18 protein-coding genes and 1 riboswitch are annotated in these 15,523 nt (G+C 62.5%); of the genes, 1 reads left to right on the forward strand and 17 read right to left on the reverse strand.

The genetic code is table 11. The features are described 5' to 3' along the window. Positions 1–44: 44 nt before the first annotated feature. Genes KW062_RS29045 through cobO form a run of 13 tightly spaced genes read right to left on the reverse strand, consistent with a single transcriptional unit; the run spans position 45 to position 10,741 of the window. Complete coding sequence (locus KW062_RS29045) at positions 45–167, reverse strand: hypothetical protein (protein ID WP_256350834.1); 123 nt, start codon at positions 165–167, stop codon at positions 45–47. Beyond that, the gene (locus tag KW062_RS22155) at positions 164–1,372 is read right to left on the reverse strand and encodes an MFS transporter (RefSeq protein ID WP_027619992.1); all 1,209 of its coding nucleotides are present in this window, start codon (positions 1,370–1,372) and stop codon (positions 164–166) included. Before KW062_RS22155 ends, KW062_RS29045 begins: the two co-directional genes overlap by 4 nt. A gap of 52 nt (positions 1,373–1,424) precedes the next feature. Next, positions 1,425–1,829 (reverse strand): MarR family winged helix-turn-helix transcriptional regulator, encoded by a 405-nt coding sequence (locus tag KW062_RS22160; RefSeq protein WP_027619991.1) that lies wholly within the window; start codon positions 1,827–1,829, stop codon positions 1,425–1,427. Between the two features lie 60 nt (positions 1,830–1,889). Beyond that, positions 1,890–2,621, reverse strand: coding sequence for an adenosylcobinamide-GDP ribazoletransferase (locus KW062_RS22165; RefSeq protein ID WP_105753929.1), 732 nt, complete (start codon positions 2,619–2,621; stop codon positions 1,890–1,892). Between the two features lie 2 nt (positions 2,622–2,623). After that, complete coding sequence (gene cobC, locus KW062_RS22170) at positions 2,624–3,199, reverse strand: alpha-ribazole phosphatase family protein (RefSeq protein ID WP_105753813.1); 576 nt, start codon at positions 3,197–3,199, stop codon at positions 2,624–2,626. Next, positions 3,196–4,251 (reverse strand): nicotinate-nucleotide--dimethylbenzimidazole phosphoribosyltransferase, encoded by a 1,056-nt coding sequence (cobT, locus tag KW062_RS22175; protein ID WP_105753814.1) that lies wholly within the window; start codon positions 4,249–4,251, stop codon positions 3,196–3,198. The genes cobC and cobT overlap by 4 nt, the downstream gene beginning before the upstream one ends. Then, on the reverse strand, positions 4,248–4,769 hold the full coding sequence (cobU, locus tag KW062_RS22180; RefSeq protein ID WP_027619987.1) for a bifunctional adenosylcobinamide kinase/adenosylcobinamide-phosphate guanylyltransferase: 522 nt from the start codon (positions 4,767–4,769) through the stop codon (positions 4,248–4,250). The genes cobT and cobU overlap by 4 nt, the downstream gene beginning before the upstream one ends. Positions 4,770–4,823: 54 nt before the next feature. Beyond that, complete coding sequence (locus KW062_RS22185) at positions 4,824–6,275, reverse strand: cobyric acid synthase (RefSeq protein ID WP_105753815.1); 1,452 nt, start codon at positions 6,273–6,275, stop codon at positions 4,824–4,826. Beyond that, complete coding sequence (gene cobD / locus KW062_RS22190) at positions 6,272–7,264, reverse strand: threonine-phosphate decarboxylase CobD (RefSeq protein ID WP_105753816.1); 993 nt, start codon at positions 7,262–7,264, stop codon at positions 6,272–6,274. Before cobD ends, KW062_RS22185 begins: the two co-directional genes overlap by 4 nt. After that, positions 7,257–8,165, reverse strand: a complete 909-nt coding sequence (cbiB, locus tag KW062_RS22195) for an adenosylcobinamide-phosphate synthase CbiB (protein WP_027619984.1) — start codon at positions 8,163–8,165, stop codon at positions 7,257–7,259. Before cbiB ends, cobD begins: the two co-directional genes overlap by 8 nt. Then, positions 8,162–8,812, reverse strand: coding sequence for a 5,6-dimethylbenzimidazole synthase (bluB, locus tag KW062_RS22200; protein WP_027619983.1), 651 nt, complete (start codon positions 8,810–8,812; stop codon positions 8,162–8,164). The genes cbiB and bluB overlap by 4 nt, the downstream gene beginning before the upstream one ends. Then, the gene (locus KW062_RS22205) at positions 8,809–10,119 is read right to left on the reverse strand and encodes a cobyrinate a,c-diamide synthase (RefSeq protein ID WP_105753930.1); all 1,311 of its coding nucleotides are present in this window, start codon (positions 10,117–10,119) and stop codon (positions 8,809–8,811) included. The genes bluB and KW062_RS22205 overlap by 4 nt, the downstream gene beginning before the upstream one ends. A 10-nt stretch (positions 10,120–10,129) precedes the next feature. Further along, entirely contained in the window at positions 10,130–10,741 is a 612-nt protein-coding gene (gene cobO / locus KW062_RS22210; RefSeq protein WP_105753817.1) for a cob(I)yrinic acid a,c-diamide adenosyltransferase, read from the reverse strand. 81 nt (positions 10,742–10,822) lie between these two features. Next, a riboswitch (cobalamin riboswitch) is annotated at positions 10,823–11,057 on the reverse strand. Positions 11,058–11,170: 113 nt separating this feature from the next. Between cobO and KW062_RS22215 the strand changes: the two genes are divergently transcribed. Continuing rightward, complete coding sequence (locus KW062_RS22215; RefSeq protein WP_105753931.1) at positions 11,171–12,484, forward strand: PQQ-dependent sugar dehydrogenase; 1,314 nt, start codon at positions 11,171–11,173, stop codon at positions 12,482–12,484. A 2-nt stretch (positions 12,485–12,486) separates the two neighbouring features. On the opposite strand, the gene KW062_RS22220 is transcribed toward KW062_RS22215, so the two are convergent. From KW062_RS22220 to hda, 4 genes are all read right to left on the reverse strand, one after another. Beyond that, positions 12,487–13,149, reverse strand: coding sequence for a class I SAM-dependent methyltransferase (locus KW062_RS22220; protein ID WP_105753818.1), 663 nt, complete (start codon positions 13,147–13,149; stop codon positions 12,487–12,489). A gap of 27 nt (positions 13,150–13,176) precedes the next feature. Then, on the reverse strand, positions 13,177–13,710 hold the full coding sequence (locus KW062_RS22225) for a C40 family peptidase (protein ID WP_027619978.1): 534 nt from the start codon (positions 13,708–13,710) through the stop codon (positions 13,177–13,179). 238 nt (positions 13,711–13,948) lie between these two features. Then, positions 13,949–14,575, reverse strand: a complete 627-nt coding sequence (locus KW062_RS22230) for a C40 family peptidase (protein ID WP_027619977.1) — start codon at positions 14,573–14,575, stop codon at positions 13,949–13,951. A gap of 212 nt (positions 14,576–14,787) precedes the next feature. Then, on the reverse strand, positions 14,788–15,492 hold the full coding sequence (gene hda / locus KW062_RS22235) for a DnaA regulatory inactivator Hda (RefSeq protein WP_027619976.1): 705 nt from the start codon (positions 15,490–15,492) through the stop codon (positions 14,788–14,790). Positions 15,493–15,523 lie beyond the last annotated feature (31 nt).

Raw genomic sequence — 15,523 nt, forward strand, 5'->3', positions numbered from 1 at the left:
AGGGCGACGTTACTCGCCCCGCGCAATTAATGGCAAGTGGCTATCTAGCAAGATCCCAGACCCAACTGCATCAACGCCAACCCACCCTGATGCCAGCCCCACCAGACCAGCGCCAGGAGCAGAGCGCCAGCGGCCACCGCCACCACTGACAGGCCAATACGGCTCACACGGCACCCGCCTGGGCTTGCAGACGCGCCACCGGGCGTTCGCGCACAGGCCAGTTGAGGGCCGCGGCCAGCAGACTGAGAAGAATCGCCACTTGCCAGATCAAGTCATAGTTTCCTGTTCGGTCATACACCACGCCGCCCAACCAGCCACCGAGGAAAGAACCCAACTGATGGAAGAGGAAGACGATTCCTCCCAGCATAGAGAGATTTCTGACGCCGAACAGCGTAGCGACCGTACCGTTGGTCAATGGCACCGTGGACAGCCAGAGAAAGCCCATGGCCATGCCGAACAAATAGGCGCTGGTTTGTGTCACCGGCAGCCACAGGAACAGTCCGATCACCACCGCTCGCAACAGGTACAGAGCCGTCAACAAACGCGGCTTGGACATGCGTCCACCGAGCCAGCCTGCGGTGTAGGTGCCGAAAATGTTGAACAAACCGATCAACGCCAGCACCGTGGTGCCGACGGTGGCCGGCAAGTGCTGGTCCACCAGATAAGCCGGTAGATGCACACCAATGAACACCACCTGGAACCCGCACACAAAAAACCCGAACGCCAGCAGCCAAAAACCAGAGTGGGAACAGGCCTCGCGCAACGCCTCACCCAGCGTTTGCTCATGTCCAGAGGTCGGCAGCGGGGTGTCCTTGAGCATGCTCACCAGCGGCACAATCATCGCCACCAACAGGCCCAGCACCAACAGCGCGCTGGACCAGCCAAGCCAGCCGATCAGGCCCAGGGTGCCCGGCAACATGGCGAACTGTCCGAAGGAGCCGGCAGCACTGGCAATGCCCATGGCCATGCTGCGCTTCTCCGGCGGTACGGCTCGCCCGACCACACCGAGGATCACCGAGAACGAGGTGCCGGAAAGACCGATACCGATCAACAGCCCGGCACTCAGCGACAAGGACAACGGTGAATCGGCCAGGCCCATGAACATCAAGCCGACCGCATAGAGAATGCCGCCCACCAGCACCACCTTGGCCGCACCAAAGCGATCGGCCAGCGCTCCGGTAAAGGGTTGCGCCAGACCCCAGATCAGGTTCTGCAAGGCAATGGCAAAGGCAAAGACTTCACGTCCCCAGCCAAACTGCGCGCTCATGGGCGGCAGGAAAAGGCCGAAGCCATGCCGGATACCGAGTGACAACGCCAGGATCAGCGCACTCCCGAGCAAGACCCATCCACTGGTACGCCACATCGATGTCATTTTTATTCTCCAGATGCGGGTACATACCCGCTTTAACTCGAAAAAACCCGCCTCAGGCGAGTTCGTCCAGCAATGCCAACAAGGTTGCGCGCTTCTCGGCGCCCAATTTATCGATCAAGCGTTGCTGCGCCGCTTCCCAGGCCGGCAACGCCGCGGCCAGGCGCTCATGCCCGGCTGGCGTCAGTTGCACGATGCGGTTGCGCTGATCCTCACCTTCATCCATGCGTACCAACCCCTCGCCTTCCAGCACCCGCAGGTTGCGCCCCAGCGTGCTGCGGTCCAGGCCCATGGCCTCGGCCAGCGTGGAAATGCTCGGCTGATCCAGGCGCTGCAAGTTGCACAGCAAAGAATACTGGGCAACGTTGATCCCGAAGCCATCAAGGGCGCCGTCGTAATACCTGCTGACGCCACGTGCGGCGCGACGCAGGTTGATACACAAACATTGAGAGGCAATCATGGTGCGTGTATATACCCGCGATTAATCCAAAGCAAGCATTGCCTGCAGTTACCGGCTTATTCAGTGCAACGCCAACACCACCAGTACAGTCATTTCCAGCAGTTCCAGCAACGCTCCGGCGGTGTCGCCGGTAGTACCACCCAGGCGTTGCAGCATCAGCCGGCGCAGGACAAAGAACGTCAACGTCGCCATCATCAGCGCCAGCACCCCGCTCCAGCCGCCCAACAACACGCAGGCCAGGGCACTGGCCAGCAACACCCAACCCGCAGACTGATGAGGCAAATGATCAGCCAGCGCCTGACCCAGACCTCCTGCCCGTACATACGGCGTATTGAGGAACAGGCCGAGCAGAGCCGCCCTCCCGAGGAGCGGGGCGAGAATCAAGCCGACCGTTGCCTGTTGCTCGATCAACGCCAGCAACGCGGTGAACTTGAGCAACAACACCAGCATCAGCGTGACCACCGCAATCGGTCCGCTGCGCGGGTCCTTCATGATGGTCAGGGTGCGTTCGCGGTCGCCAAAACCGCCAAGCCAGGCGTCCGCGCTGTCCGCCAGGCCATCCAGATGCAAGCCGCCGCTGAGCATCACCCAGGCCGTCAGCAGCAGGGCCGCGTGCAGCCAAACGGGACTGCCCGCCAGCAAAGCGTTCAGCGCCCACAACAACCCACCGAACAGCAGGCCCACCAGCGGGTAGAACAGCAGCGATCGGCCCATCTGCTCAGGCGCAGGCATGCCAGGCAGACGAATCGGCAGACTGCTGAGAAATTGCAGGGCGATCCTCAAGGGCAGCAGGTTCACGACATTTCCCGCAGCAGACCCGCGCCGGCGACGCTCAAGGAGAAAAAGCCGCCGTGGGCGACTTCGACATTCAATAGCTGTTCGCGGGGCAAGCCACGGGCCCTGGCCAACAGCAGGCGCATGACTCCGCCATGGCTGACCAGCAACACCCGCTCGCCCGCGTGGGCCTGATGCAAACGCTCGACCGCTGCCAACACGCGCGCGGAGAAATCAATCACCGCCTCGCCCTGTGGCGGGGTGAAACTGTAGGGGTCAGCCCAGAATAAACCGAGCCCTTCCGCGTCGGTTTCCATCAACGCCGCTGCGCTCTGCCCTTCCCAAGCGCCGAAATGCAGTTCCTGCAGGTCCTTTTCCAGACTGACCGGCACACCCAGGCGAAACGCCAGTTGCTCGGCAAACTGTGCACAACGTTGCAACGGCGAACTGATCACCCGGTTCCAAGGGCCGCGATCGATCAGCGCCGCGTTCATTTGCTGCCAGCCGGTGGCGGTCAGCGCGTCGTCGAGGCTGCCGCGCAGGCCGCCGCCCAATTCGGTTTCACCGTGGCGCAGCAGGTCCAGGTGCAAGGTCATGCGGGACGGTCGGCAACGGCCGCCTCGGCAAAGGTCGCCATTTGTCCGTGCAGGTCACAGGCCAGGCGCAACAACGGCACGGCCAGTGCCGCCCCGCTGCCCTCGCCCAGGCGCAGGCCAAGGTCGAGCAACGGCGTGGCCTGCAGGCTCTCCAGGAGATGGCGATGTCCTGGCTCCGCGCCGCGATGGCCGAACAGCATCCACTCACGGCTCGCCGGGTTCAGGCGCACCGCCACCAGCGCGGCGACGCTGCAGATAAAGCCGTCCACCAGGATCGGCAAGCCTTGCTGGGCGCAGGCCAGGTACGCACCGACCAGTGCAGCGATCTCAAAGCCGCCAAGGTTGAACAGGGTCTGCAGTGGATCGCCACGCTGCGCACCATGCACGGCCAAGGCGCGCTCAATGACCTGCGCCTTGTGACTGACGCCGGCAGCATTCAAGCCGGTGCCCGGACCGGTTAGATGCACCACCGGGCAGTCGAGCAAGGCGCACGCCAGGGCGCTGGCCGCCGTGGTATTGCCGATGCCCATCTCGCCACCGATAAATAACTGGGCGCCTGCTTCGATGGCCCGTAACACGCTGTCCCGACCAGCCTGCAGCGCCTGCTCGCCTTGGCTTGCGGTCATTGCCGGGCCCTGAACGAAGTTGGCCGTGCCGGCCCCCAGACGCAAGTGGCGCACACCCGGCAGGTCCAACGCAGGGTTCACCGTGCCCAGGTCGATCACTTCCAACTGCGCTCGCAGTTGCCGCGCCAACACGCTGATCGCTGCGCCGCCGCTGACAAAGTTGTGCAACATCTGCCCAGTGACCTCTTGCGGATAGGCCGAGACACCTTCGGCAACCACCCCGTGATCACCGGCAAAGATAGTGATCCACAGTTGCTCCAGGCTCGGTTTTACCCGCCCCTGCAACCCGGCCAGTTGCACCGCGAGGTTTTCCAGTTGGCCTAGCGAGCCAGCGGGTTTGGTCAGTTGCTGCTGCCGGGCGTTCGCCTGGGCAACAGCCTCGGCATCAACGGCCTTACAGGGATTCAGCCACCAGAAATCTGTCATAACGCACTACCTTTCAACGTCAGGGGCAAGCCGGCAACGGTCAATACGACACGCTGACAACGCTCGGCGAGGGCTTGATGCAGCCATCCGGCTTCATCGACATAACGGCGAGTCAATTCGCCCAGCGGCACGACACCCATGCCGGTCTCGTTGCTGACTAACAGAACTTCACCCGGCAATGTCGCCAGGCACTCCAGCAAAGCTTCACGCTCCTGGGCCAGGCGCGCGGGATCATCGAGCATCAAAAGATTGGTCAACCACAGGGTCAGGCAATCCACCAGCAGGCAACGCTCGGCATTGGCGTTTTCGCGCAACACACGGGCCAGCTCCAGCGGTTCCTCGATCAAGCCCCATTCGACGGGACGGCGTTCACGGTGATGGGCCACGCGGGCATTCATTTCGCCATCCAGGGGTTGGCTGGTGGCGATATAGATCACTTCCAGGGCGCTGTCGCTGGCGAGCTTTTCGGCCAGGCGGCTTTTGCCGGAGCGGGCGCCGCCGAGGATTAGTTGGTGCATGAACGCTTCCTGAAAAATGCCGTGAGGCTGAGAGCCTCATCCCGAGCAGTCAATTCAAATCCCACAGAGCTGACGCAACAATTCGGTATCCAGGTGTTTTTCCACCAGATCCGCCAGGCGTTCGATATCGCGTTCGCGCAAGCCGTGGTAATCGACCTCCTGCACATCCTGCAATCCGGCCCAGCGCAGCAGTGCACTGCACGCCGCCGCAGATTCGAACAGACCGTGCAGGTAAGTGCCCAGTACCTGCCCATCGGCACTCTGTGCGCCATCGCAACGCCCGTCATCCAGCATCACCGCCGCATTTTCCAACGCAGGGCCGCTGGTCACCCCGGCATGAATCTCATAACCGCTGACCTCGGCGTTTTCCAGCGCCAGCCGGCCACGCACGTTGCGCAGTTGCTTCTCTTGTTCGAGCACGGTTTCAAAGGCCAGCAACCCCAGGCCGGCGCTGGAGCCCGCCGCGCCCTCCAGGCCCAACGGGTCATGCACCTGTTCGCCCAGCATTTGCAGGCCGCCACAGATCCCCAGCACCTTGCCGCCGTAACGCAGATGCCGGGCAATGGCAGTGTCCCAGCCGTTGGCACGCAGGTAACGCAGATCGCTGCGCACGCTTTTCGAGCCCGGCAGGATGATCAGATCAGCCGGCGGTATCGGCTGGCCGGGGCCAATAAACTGCAGGTTGACCTGAGGATGCAGGCGCAGCGGGTCGAAATCGGTGTGATTGCTGATGCGCGGCAAGACCGGCACCAGCACATTGAGCACCTGCTCGGCCTTGTCGGTCTGGCGCTGGTCGATGCCGTCTTCGGCTTCCAGGTGCAGGTCCATGACATAGGGCAGGACGCCAACCACCGGCTTGCCGGTGCGCGCCTCGAGCCAGTCCAGGCCCGGTTGCAGCAGTGCGATATCACCGCGAAAGCGATTGATGATGAAGCCCCTGACCCGAGCCTGTTCGCTGGCCGAGAGCAACTCCAGGGTACCGACCAGATGGGCGAACACACCGCCGCGATTGATATCGGCGATCAGCAGCACCGGGCAATCCACCGCCTCGGCGAAGCCCATGTTGGCGATGTCGCCAGCGCGCAGATTGATCTCCGCCGGTGAGCCGGCACCTTCGACCATGACCACCGGGTACGTCGCGCTCAGGCGTTGATGAGAAGCCAGCACTGCCTGCATCGCGATCGCTTTGTAGTCGTGATAGGCGACGGCGTTCATCGTGGTGACGGCGCGACCGTGGATGATCACCTGCGCACCGGTGTCACTGTTGGGCTTGAGCAGCACCGGGTTCATATCGGTGTGCGGCTCGAGGTGCGCGGCCTGGGCCTGAACCGCCTGGGCCCGGCCGATCTCGCCGCCATCGGCAGTGACGGCACTGTTGAGCGCCATGTTCTGCGGCTTGAATGGCACCACCGCAACGCCCTGGCGCGTCACCCAGCGACACAGCGCCGTCACCAGGGTGCTCTTGCCGGCATCGGACGTAGTGCCCTGCACCATCAATGTAGTCATGAGGCTTCCTTGGCGTAGGCAACAAAGGCGCGTTCGAGGCGCAGCCAGTCATTTTCGTCAGCCGGCAGGCCAAAACGTACGCTGCTGTTGTGACTGAACAGGCGCAGCAAGATGCCTTGCCGTGCCATGAATTCGTACAGGTGCTCGGCGCGCTCGGTGATCAGCCACTGGAACAACGCGCAACCACCGTGGGGCTTGAAGCCATGCCGTTCGAGGAGTTCGACCAGACGCAGGCTGGCCGCCTCGCTGCGCAGGCGTTGCTGCTGATGCCCTTCGGTATCGCGCAGGCAAGCCTGGCCAAGCACCCGCGTCGGCCCACTGACCGCCCAGGGGCCGACCTGTTCGGCGAGCAACTTGAGCAATTTGCGTTCCGCCAGGACAAAACCCAGGCGCACGCCCGCCAGGCCGAAAAACTTGCCGAAAGAGCGCAACACGATCAGCCCGACCTGGTTGGCAAAGGCCGCCAGGCTCAGGTGCGGGGTGTTGTCCATGAAGGCTTCATCGACCACCAGCCAGCCACCGCGCTGGGCCAACCGCGCATGCCAATCAAGCAAGCGCTCCGGGGTCAGGCTCAAGCCTGTGGGATTGTTTGGATTGACCACCACCAGCACGTCGAGCTTATCGAGGTAGAAGTCCACCTCCTGCTCCACCACTTCGCGCACGATGTAACCGTTGCGCCGCCAGGCCTCGGCGTGTTCGGCATAACAGGGAGAAAGCACGCCGACTTTGCCGGCACGGCGCAAGCGCGGCAGCAACTGGATGGCCATTTGCGAACCGGCGACCGGCAGCACCTGGCTGGCGCCGTAGTACTCGCGCGCGGCCTGCTCCAGGCCGTCTTCGGTTTCCGGCAAGCGTGCCCAGGCTCGCGGTGCGATTTCCGGGATCGCCCACGGCCACGGCGCCAGGCCACTGGAGAGGTCGAGCCAGTCGGCTTCAGCAATGCCATAGTGCAAGGCCGCCTTGCGCAGGCGGCCACCGTGCTCAAGCATAGAACTCGGCTCCCACACAGAGAATCAGCAACCATAACCACACCCCGCGCTGGACCAGTTGCCAGCCACGGTCGATCGAGTCGGCATCCGCCGGCACACCCTCGCCCAGTTGCGGACGCTGATGCAGCTCGCCGTGATAGATCGCCGCCCCACCCAACTCCACACCCAGTGCCCCCGCACCGGCAGCCATGACCGGCCCGGCATTGGGACTGTCCCAGGTCGGCCCCTGAGTCCGCCAGCACTTGAGCGCCAGACGGGTTTTGCCCAACACCGCGTAAGTCAGGGCCACCAGCCGCGCCGGAACATAGTTCAGCACATCGTCGATTTTTGCCGCCGCCCAGCCAAAACGCTCGAAACGTTCATTACGATAGCCCCACATCGCATCAAGGGTATTGCTCAGGCGATAAAGCACCACACCCGGCGCACCGGCCACGGCAAACCAGAACAACGCCGCAAATACTGCGTCGCTACCGTTCTCCAACACCGACTCAGTCGCCGCCCGGGCAACTTCGGTAGAGTCCAGTTCGCTGGTCTGGCGACTGACCAGATAACCGACGCGGTGGCGGGCTTCGTCCAGGTCGTTGCTGCGCAAGGCACGGGCCACCGGTTCGACATGCTCGCCGAGACTGCGCAGGCCAAGCGCGCAATACAACGCGAGAATTTCCACCAGCCAGCCGATATAGGGCAACCAGGACAAGGCCGTGGCCAGCAGGGTCAAAGGCACGACCACGATCACCCAGGCAGTGACGCCATGACTGCGCCAGCCGCGACCGGCGGCATTGAAGCGCTGCTCGACCCGATCGGCAAAGCGGCCGAACGCTACCAGCGGATGCCAGCGTTTCGGCTCGCCCAGTAACGCGTCCAGCGCAACGGCGGCGACACTCAGCAACGCCACACTCATTGACTCACTCCCCAGCTATTTTCATACAGCAGTTCGCTTAGCGGACGCGGCTGCGCCCAGCCCTCCAGCGCCAGCATCGGCGCTGAATAGAATTCGTTGACCGGTCCCAGGCACAACACCGCCAGCGGCTTGGCCCCCGCCGGCAAGCCGAGCAATTCGGCCAGCGCTTGTGGCTCGAACAACGACACCCAACCCATGCCCAGACCTTCGGCACGAGAAGCCAACCAAAGGTTCTGGATCGCACAGGACAGCGACGCCATGTCCATTTCCGGCAAGGTCCGGCGGCCAAAAATGTGCCGCTCACGGTCATCCATCAAGGCCGCGACCAGCACTTCGGCGCAGTCGTTGATGCCTTCGACCTTGAGTTTCATGAATTCGTCGGAGCGCTCACCCAGCGCCTCGGCGGTGCGCACCCGCTCTTCTTCCACCAGATTCTGGATCTGCCGGCGCAAATCCCGGTCACTGATGCGGATAAACCGCCAGGGCTGCATCAGACCGACGCTCGGCGCCTGATGCGCCGCTTCGAGCAGGCGTCGCAACAGCTCCGGCGCGACGGTGCCGCCGCTGAAATGGCGCATATCGCGGCGCTCGGCTATGGCCCGATAGACCGCCTGGCGTTCCGCTTCGGAAAACGCGTTGATGCTCATGAGTGGTTCGCTGTAGGCGCGAGCAACGCGGCGATCGCTGACGGATTTGAGGGGAAGTAAAAGTGTACGTAGGATGCGGTCATCCGCCCTTCACGGTAGACCGCTTCGGCACCACGCCCACCATTCGGGCTCAGGCCACGGGCAATCGGTTCAAGCGAGGTGCTGGTCAGCGAGTGGTGATAGGTATGCCCGCGCAACGCGCCCTCCGGCAACTCCACGGCTTGCAATGCCAGCGCGGCCAGACGCTTTTGCATCACCGCGTCACCGCTGAGCAAGCCGACCAGTTCGGCGCGTACGCCCTCAACGTCGGTCAGCGAGTCAAGCAGGTAAAGCATGCCGCCACACTCGGCGAGCAAGGGTTTGCCAGCGTCATGGTGAGCGCGGATAGCAGCGAGCATTGCGCTGTTTTGCGCCAGTGCCTCGTGGTGCAATTCCGGATAGCCACCGGGCAGATACAGGCTGTCCGCCTCAGGCAATTGCTGGTCACGAATCGGCGAGAAGAAACACAACTCGGCGCCCATCGCCCGCAACAGGTCGAGGCTCGCGCCATAGGTGAAGGCAAAGGCTTCGTCGCGGGCTACGGCGATGCGCACCCCGGCCAACAGCGGCTCGGCGGGGATCACTTCGGGCGCGGCAAAGGTCACGGCGGGCGGCAATGCCACCTCGCAACTGCTGGCCAGGGCGTCTGCCGCCGCATCAAGACGCAGATCGAGATCATTCAGTTCGCTGGCCTGCACCAGCCCGAGGTGACGGCTCGGCAGTTCGATGCCGGTCTCGCGGGATAACGCGCCATACCAGCGCAAGCCCTCCGTCAAGCTGCCTTCGAGCAACTGCGCGTGACGCAAGGTGCCGACCCGGTTGGCCAGGACCCCGGCAAACGGCAGGTCCGGCTGATAGCGCGCCAGACCCAGGGCCAAAGCGCCAAAGGTCTGGGCCATGGCCGTGCCATCGATGACCCCCAGCACTGGCACCCCAAAGTGCCGGGCCAGGTCGGCGCTGGACGGGGTGCCATCAAACAGCCCCATAACCCCTTCAATCAGGATCAGATCCGCGTCCAGGGCCGCTTCCCACAACAGGCGTCGACTTTCCTGCTCGCCGACCATCCACATGTCCAGTTGGTACACGGGATTGCCGCTGGCGCGCTCGAGAATCATTGGATCGAGAAAATCCGGGCCGCACTTGAACACCCGGACCTTGCGTCCCTGATTGCGATGCAGGCGTGCCAGGGCGGCGGTGACGGTGGTTTTGCCCTGGCCGGACGCCGGCGCGGCAATCAGTACGGCGGGGCAATGACGAGGGTTATTCATGAACAGTGGCTCACAGCTCGACACCTTTTTGCGCCTTGATCCCGGCCTGGAATGCATGCTTGATCATGCCCATCTCGGTGACGGTGTCCGCCTGCTCGATCATTTCCGGCTTGGCGCCGCGACCGGTAACCAGCACGTGCTGCATCGGCGGACGGGCCTGCAGGTCGCTGAGCACCTGATCAAGATCCAGATAGCCGTGTTTGAGAGCAATGTTCAGCTCATCCAGCACCACCAGGCCGATGGCCGGGTCGCGCAGCAGCTCGCGGGACACGGCCCAGGCGGCTTCGGCGGCAGCGATGTCACGCTGGCGATCCTGGGTTTCCCAGGTGAACCCTTCGCCCATCACATGAAACCGCACCTGTTCCGGGAATCGCCGAAAGAACAGCTCCTCACCGGTGCTGTTGCGGCCCTTGATGAACTGCACGACGCCGCACTGCATGCCGTGGCCCATGGCCCGTGCAAGCATCCCGAACGCCGAACTGCTCTTGCCTTTGCCATTGCCGGTCAGGACCAGCAGCAGCCCGCATTCGTTGGGCGAGTTGGCTATGCGCTCGTCGATCACCGCTTTTTTGCGCAGCATGCGCGCCAGGTGACGTTCGTCGCGTTCGGGGGAATCAGTCATGGGGGAGCTCTCCGTTGAGGCTGGATAACGGCGGGCAGGCATGGAAATAGACGGCAAGAAGCCTGGCATCGCCCACCGTGATGCCGCTGGATGGATCAGGCCGGTCTCCGGGCTCATGAGCGGCCATTGGCCGGGCGCTGCGCCTTCCCATGTCGCGCTCGACACAGTGGCTGATGGCAGCACTTTTACTCATTTACCGTTGCGGGGGCAGCGCCGGGATCGTCGCCCGTTCTGTAGCAGAACGCGCCCTCACCGGCTTCCCTGTTTCACTCGATCGACCCACGAGTCACCGAGCACCTGAAACAAGTCGCGAAGGTTAGTGGGTTGGGGGTGGAGCGTCAATTAAAGGAAGCCGCTCTCTGACCGATTGAACCTTCGGCGGCGCGCCATCCTCTACCCCTCATGTGCGGTTATGAATGGGAGATCGGCATGCAAACGTCCCGCCTGACAGTTGTCCTCACACTGGCCGCAGTCCTGGTCGCCTGCGGCGAAACCGCGGTATTAAAAGTCGCCGAGGGCACTGGCCCCTCCCCCGAGTTACCGGCACCGAACAAAACCTTGCTGCCCACCGTCAACATCGCCCCGGCCGTGGGCTGGAGCGATGGCGCCAAACCGACCGCAGCCCCCGGCACCCAGGTCGCGGCCTTCGCCGAAGGCCTCGACCATCCGCGCTGGCTGTACGTGCTACCCAATGGCGATGTGCTGGTGGCTGAAACCAACGCGCCGCCCAAACCAGACGACAGCAAAGGCCTGCGCGGCTGGGTCATGAAGAGAGTCATGGGCCGTGCCGGCGCCACGGTGCCCAGCGCCAACCGCATCACCCTGCTGCGTGACAGCAACCACGATGGCGTCGCCGAGACAAAAACCACCTTTATCGAAAACCTCAACTCGCCGTTCGGCATGACCCTGGTGGGCAATGACTTATACGTGGCCGATACCGACCGGCTGCTGCGCTTCAACTACGTCGAAGGTGAAACCACGATCAGCTCGAAACCGATGAAAGTCATCGACCTGCCAGGCGGCCCCCTCAATCACCACTGGACCAAAAATGTGATCGCCAGCGCCGACGGCAGCAAGCTCTACGTCACCGTGGGTTCCAACAGCAATGTCGGTGAGAACGGTCTGGACCAGGAACAGGGTCGCGCGGCGATCTGGGAGGTGGATCGGGCCACCGGCAATCACCGGATTTTTGCGTCCGGCCTGCGCAACCCCAACGGCATGGCCTGGGAACCAAACAGCAAAGCACTGTGGACGGCGGTGAATGAACGGGACGAGATCGGCAGCGACCTGGTGCCGGACTACATCACCTCGGTCAAGGACGGCGGTTTCTATGGCTGGCCGTTCAGCTATTACGGACAGCACGTCGATGCGCGGGTCAGCCCGCAGGATCCGGCCCTGGTCGCCAAAGCCATTGCCCCGGACTACGCCGTAGGCCCGCACACGGCTTCGCTGGGCCTGACCTTTGCCGAGGGCAGCAAGTTGCCAGCACCTTTTACCGAGGGTGCGTTCATTGGCCAGCATGGCTCATGGAATCGAGACCCCCACAGCGGCTACAAAGTGATTTTCGTGCCCTTTCACAACGGCAAACCCTCTGGCGTGCCAGTGGATGTCCTGTCTGGATTTCTGAACAAGGATGAAGAGGCAATGGGACGGCCGGCAGGCGTGGTGATCGATCAACAGGGTAGCCTGCTGGTGGCCGATGACGTGGGCAACAAGGTCTGGCGAGTGTCCGCTACACGCTAATGTCAGCGCTTGCGGCACAGCGTCAGGCCATCACCCAGTGGCAGCAACGACAGATCAACCCGCACATCATCCTTCAGCGCCCGATTCAAGGCCTGGATGGCGCGAGTATCTTCGCTTTGCGGATTGCTCTCCAGCACTCGCCCACTCCACAGGGTGTTATCGAACACCGCCAGCCCACCGGTGCGCAGCAAACGCAGGGCATGCTCCAGATAGGCCGGGTAATTGGCCTTGTCCGCGTCGATGAACATCAGGTCGAAGCATTCGCCCTGCCCCTCCCGCTCAAGTTCGGCCAAGGTCTGCAAGGCAGGCGCCAGACGCAGCTCGATGCGCTCGCTGAGACCGGCCTCCTGCCAATAACGGCGAGCAGTGGCGTTGTAGTCGCCGGGGATATCGCAGCAGATCAGCCGGCCATCCTCGGGCAGCGCCGCCGCCATACACATCGCGCTGTAGCCGGTGAAGGTCCCCACCTCGAGTACGCGCCGGGCACCCGTGAGCTTGATGAGCAAGGCGAGAAACTGCCCCTGTTCGGGCGCCACCTGCCAGCGCGCCATCGGCAGGGCCTGGGTTTCGTCACGCAAACGGCGCAGCAGCGGCGTTTCACGCAGCGAAACATCCAGCAGGTAGTGATAGAGGGCGTCGTCGAGGTTAAGCGTTCGTGCGGTCATGACCACCTCCGCCTACCCGGAAATTGACTAGGGATTGCGCGCCAGGTGCTCAGGCTGCAACACGCGCTTGGCACTCAGGTAGGCCCGTTGCCAATACGCCTTGGACAGACTGTCGAGCTTGACCGTTCCGCCCGTCGCAGGCGCATGCACAAAGCGCCCCTCACCCACGTAGATTCCGGCATGACTGACCTGGGAACCGCCGTTGGTGGCGAAGAAAATCACATCGCCGGTCTGCAGTGAATCCTTGCCGACACTCGGGGCCTGCATGCCGATCATTTCGCTGGTGGTACGTGGCAGGGAAATGCCCGCCGCATCGCGATAGACATAGCCAATCAGGCCACTGCAATCGAAGCCCGAATCCGGTGTGTTACCGCCCCAGCGATAAGGCGTGCCAACCAGGCCAAGGGCCCGAAACAGCACGTCGTCAGCGACAGGAGAAAAGGTTTGGGTGGGGGCGAAAACCGGCGCGCGAACCACTTTTGCAGGAGGTGGCGTGCGGCTGGCGCAAGCGCTGAGCAGCGCGGCGCAGACAATCAGTGCTAGGCGGGCCGACTTCGTCATCACAGAACATCCTGAACTGGCTGCGGCTTTCTCTGCCGGGAGGCTGAAAACAAAACCGCGTAAGCAGGGCTTACGCGGTTAGTTTTTAACAATAGATCAGAATTCTAGCGGCTACGCGTCAAACTTCAAGTAAGACTTTAAGTTTGCACCACAAAAAGAAGGGGTATTACCGAGGGAGATCGCTTTGTTGGACTGTGGGCGCTCTAACACAGGGGTTACAGCGCCTTTGTCCGCCAGCTTATTTGCGCGCGGTGACCGTAGTCGGAGCCATCGCCAGGGCACGCTTGGCTTCGATGAAGGTCTTGCTCCAGTAGCTATCGCCCAGGCTATCGACCCGAACACCGCCACTGCGGCTGCTGCTGGAGTGAATGAACTGGTTGTCGCCCAGGTAGATCCCGGCGTGACTGACACGACCGCGACGACCATTGGTGGCGAAGAACAGCAGATCACCCGGTTCCAGCTTGCTGCGAGAAACCAGCGGTGCGTCTACGTTGATCATTTCGCGAGTGGAGCGCGGCAGGTTCATGCCAGCTTCTTCGCGAAACAGGTAGCCGATGAAACCGCTGCAATCGAAGCCAGCTTCAGAGGTACCGCCGAAACGGTAGCGGGTACCGATCAGGGACATGCCACGTTCGAGGATGCTGTCGGCCAGGACCGGCATTTGATAAGGCTTGCTGCCCGCGAAATCGGCGAGCTCTTTTTCGGTTGCCAGTTCTTCCTGATAAAGAGCGGAAGACTGGGCGGTAGCCGAGTTTTTAGCCTGTTGCTGTTGGATATCCTGCTGGGACACTGGAGAGTGTGCAGCGCAACCAAACAACAGGGTGACGAGTGCGAGAGGCACGAGGGGTGCGAAGCGCTTTAGCATGGGCACGACCGTGGCTGAATGTGTAAAGAAGCCGAGACTATGCCTTCTATCATCCTCATTTGCAAATTCAATCGATTTAAATGTGACTTTGCCGTTTTGCCCTGACATCTAAGCGCTTAAGCCCATTTAATTTCCACGCGCGCTGCGAGCCCTCTCCGCCAGCGGGATTTTTGGCGCCTGGAATATGCCGAAACGCTCTGCAGGCCGCGGTTTTACCAGCCCAGGGTTTCTTTGAGGAAAGGAATTGTCAGCTTGCGCTGCGCTTGCAGGGAAGCCTGATCGAGCTGCTCGAGCAGTTCGAACAACGCACTCATGCTGCGGGTACCGCGAGTCAGAATAAAATGCCCGACTTCATCAGTCAGATGCAGGCCGCGACGCGATGCGCGCAACTGCAACGCGCGCAACTTGTCCTCATCGGACAGCGGGCGCATCTGGAAAATCAGCGCCAGGGTCAGGCGCGATTTGAGGTCGGCCAGCTTGACCGGCAATTCGCGGGGCGACGTGGACGCCGCGATCAACAGGCGACGGCCGCTGTCTCGCAGGCGATTGAACAGATGAAACAGCGCCTCTTCCCAGTCAGCCCGACCGGCGACGGCTTGCAGGTCGTCCAGGCATACCAGTTCGTATTGCTCGAGGTTGTCGAGAATTTCCGTACCGCGATCGAGCAACTCGGCCAAAGGCAGGTAGACCGCCGGTTCGCCCAACTGCTCAAAGCGCAGGCACGCGGCCTGCAACAGATGGGTACGCCCTACGCCGTCCTTGCCCCACAGATAAATAAGGCTTTCAGTCCAGCCGGCGTCGGCTTCGCACAGGCGTTCGACATAGCCGAGTGCAGCGGCGTTGGCGCCAGGGTAGTAGTTGATAAAGGTAGCGTCATCACGCAGACGCACACCTAGGGGCAGCTGAATCGGTTTCATGCTGACTGAACAGTTCCTGAGGAACCGTTAG

It is taken from the genome of Pseudomonas fluorescens (assembly GCF_019212185.1).
GTDB lineage: Bacteria > Pseudomonadota > Gammaproteobacteria > Pseudomonadales > Pseudomonadaceae > Aquipseudomonas.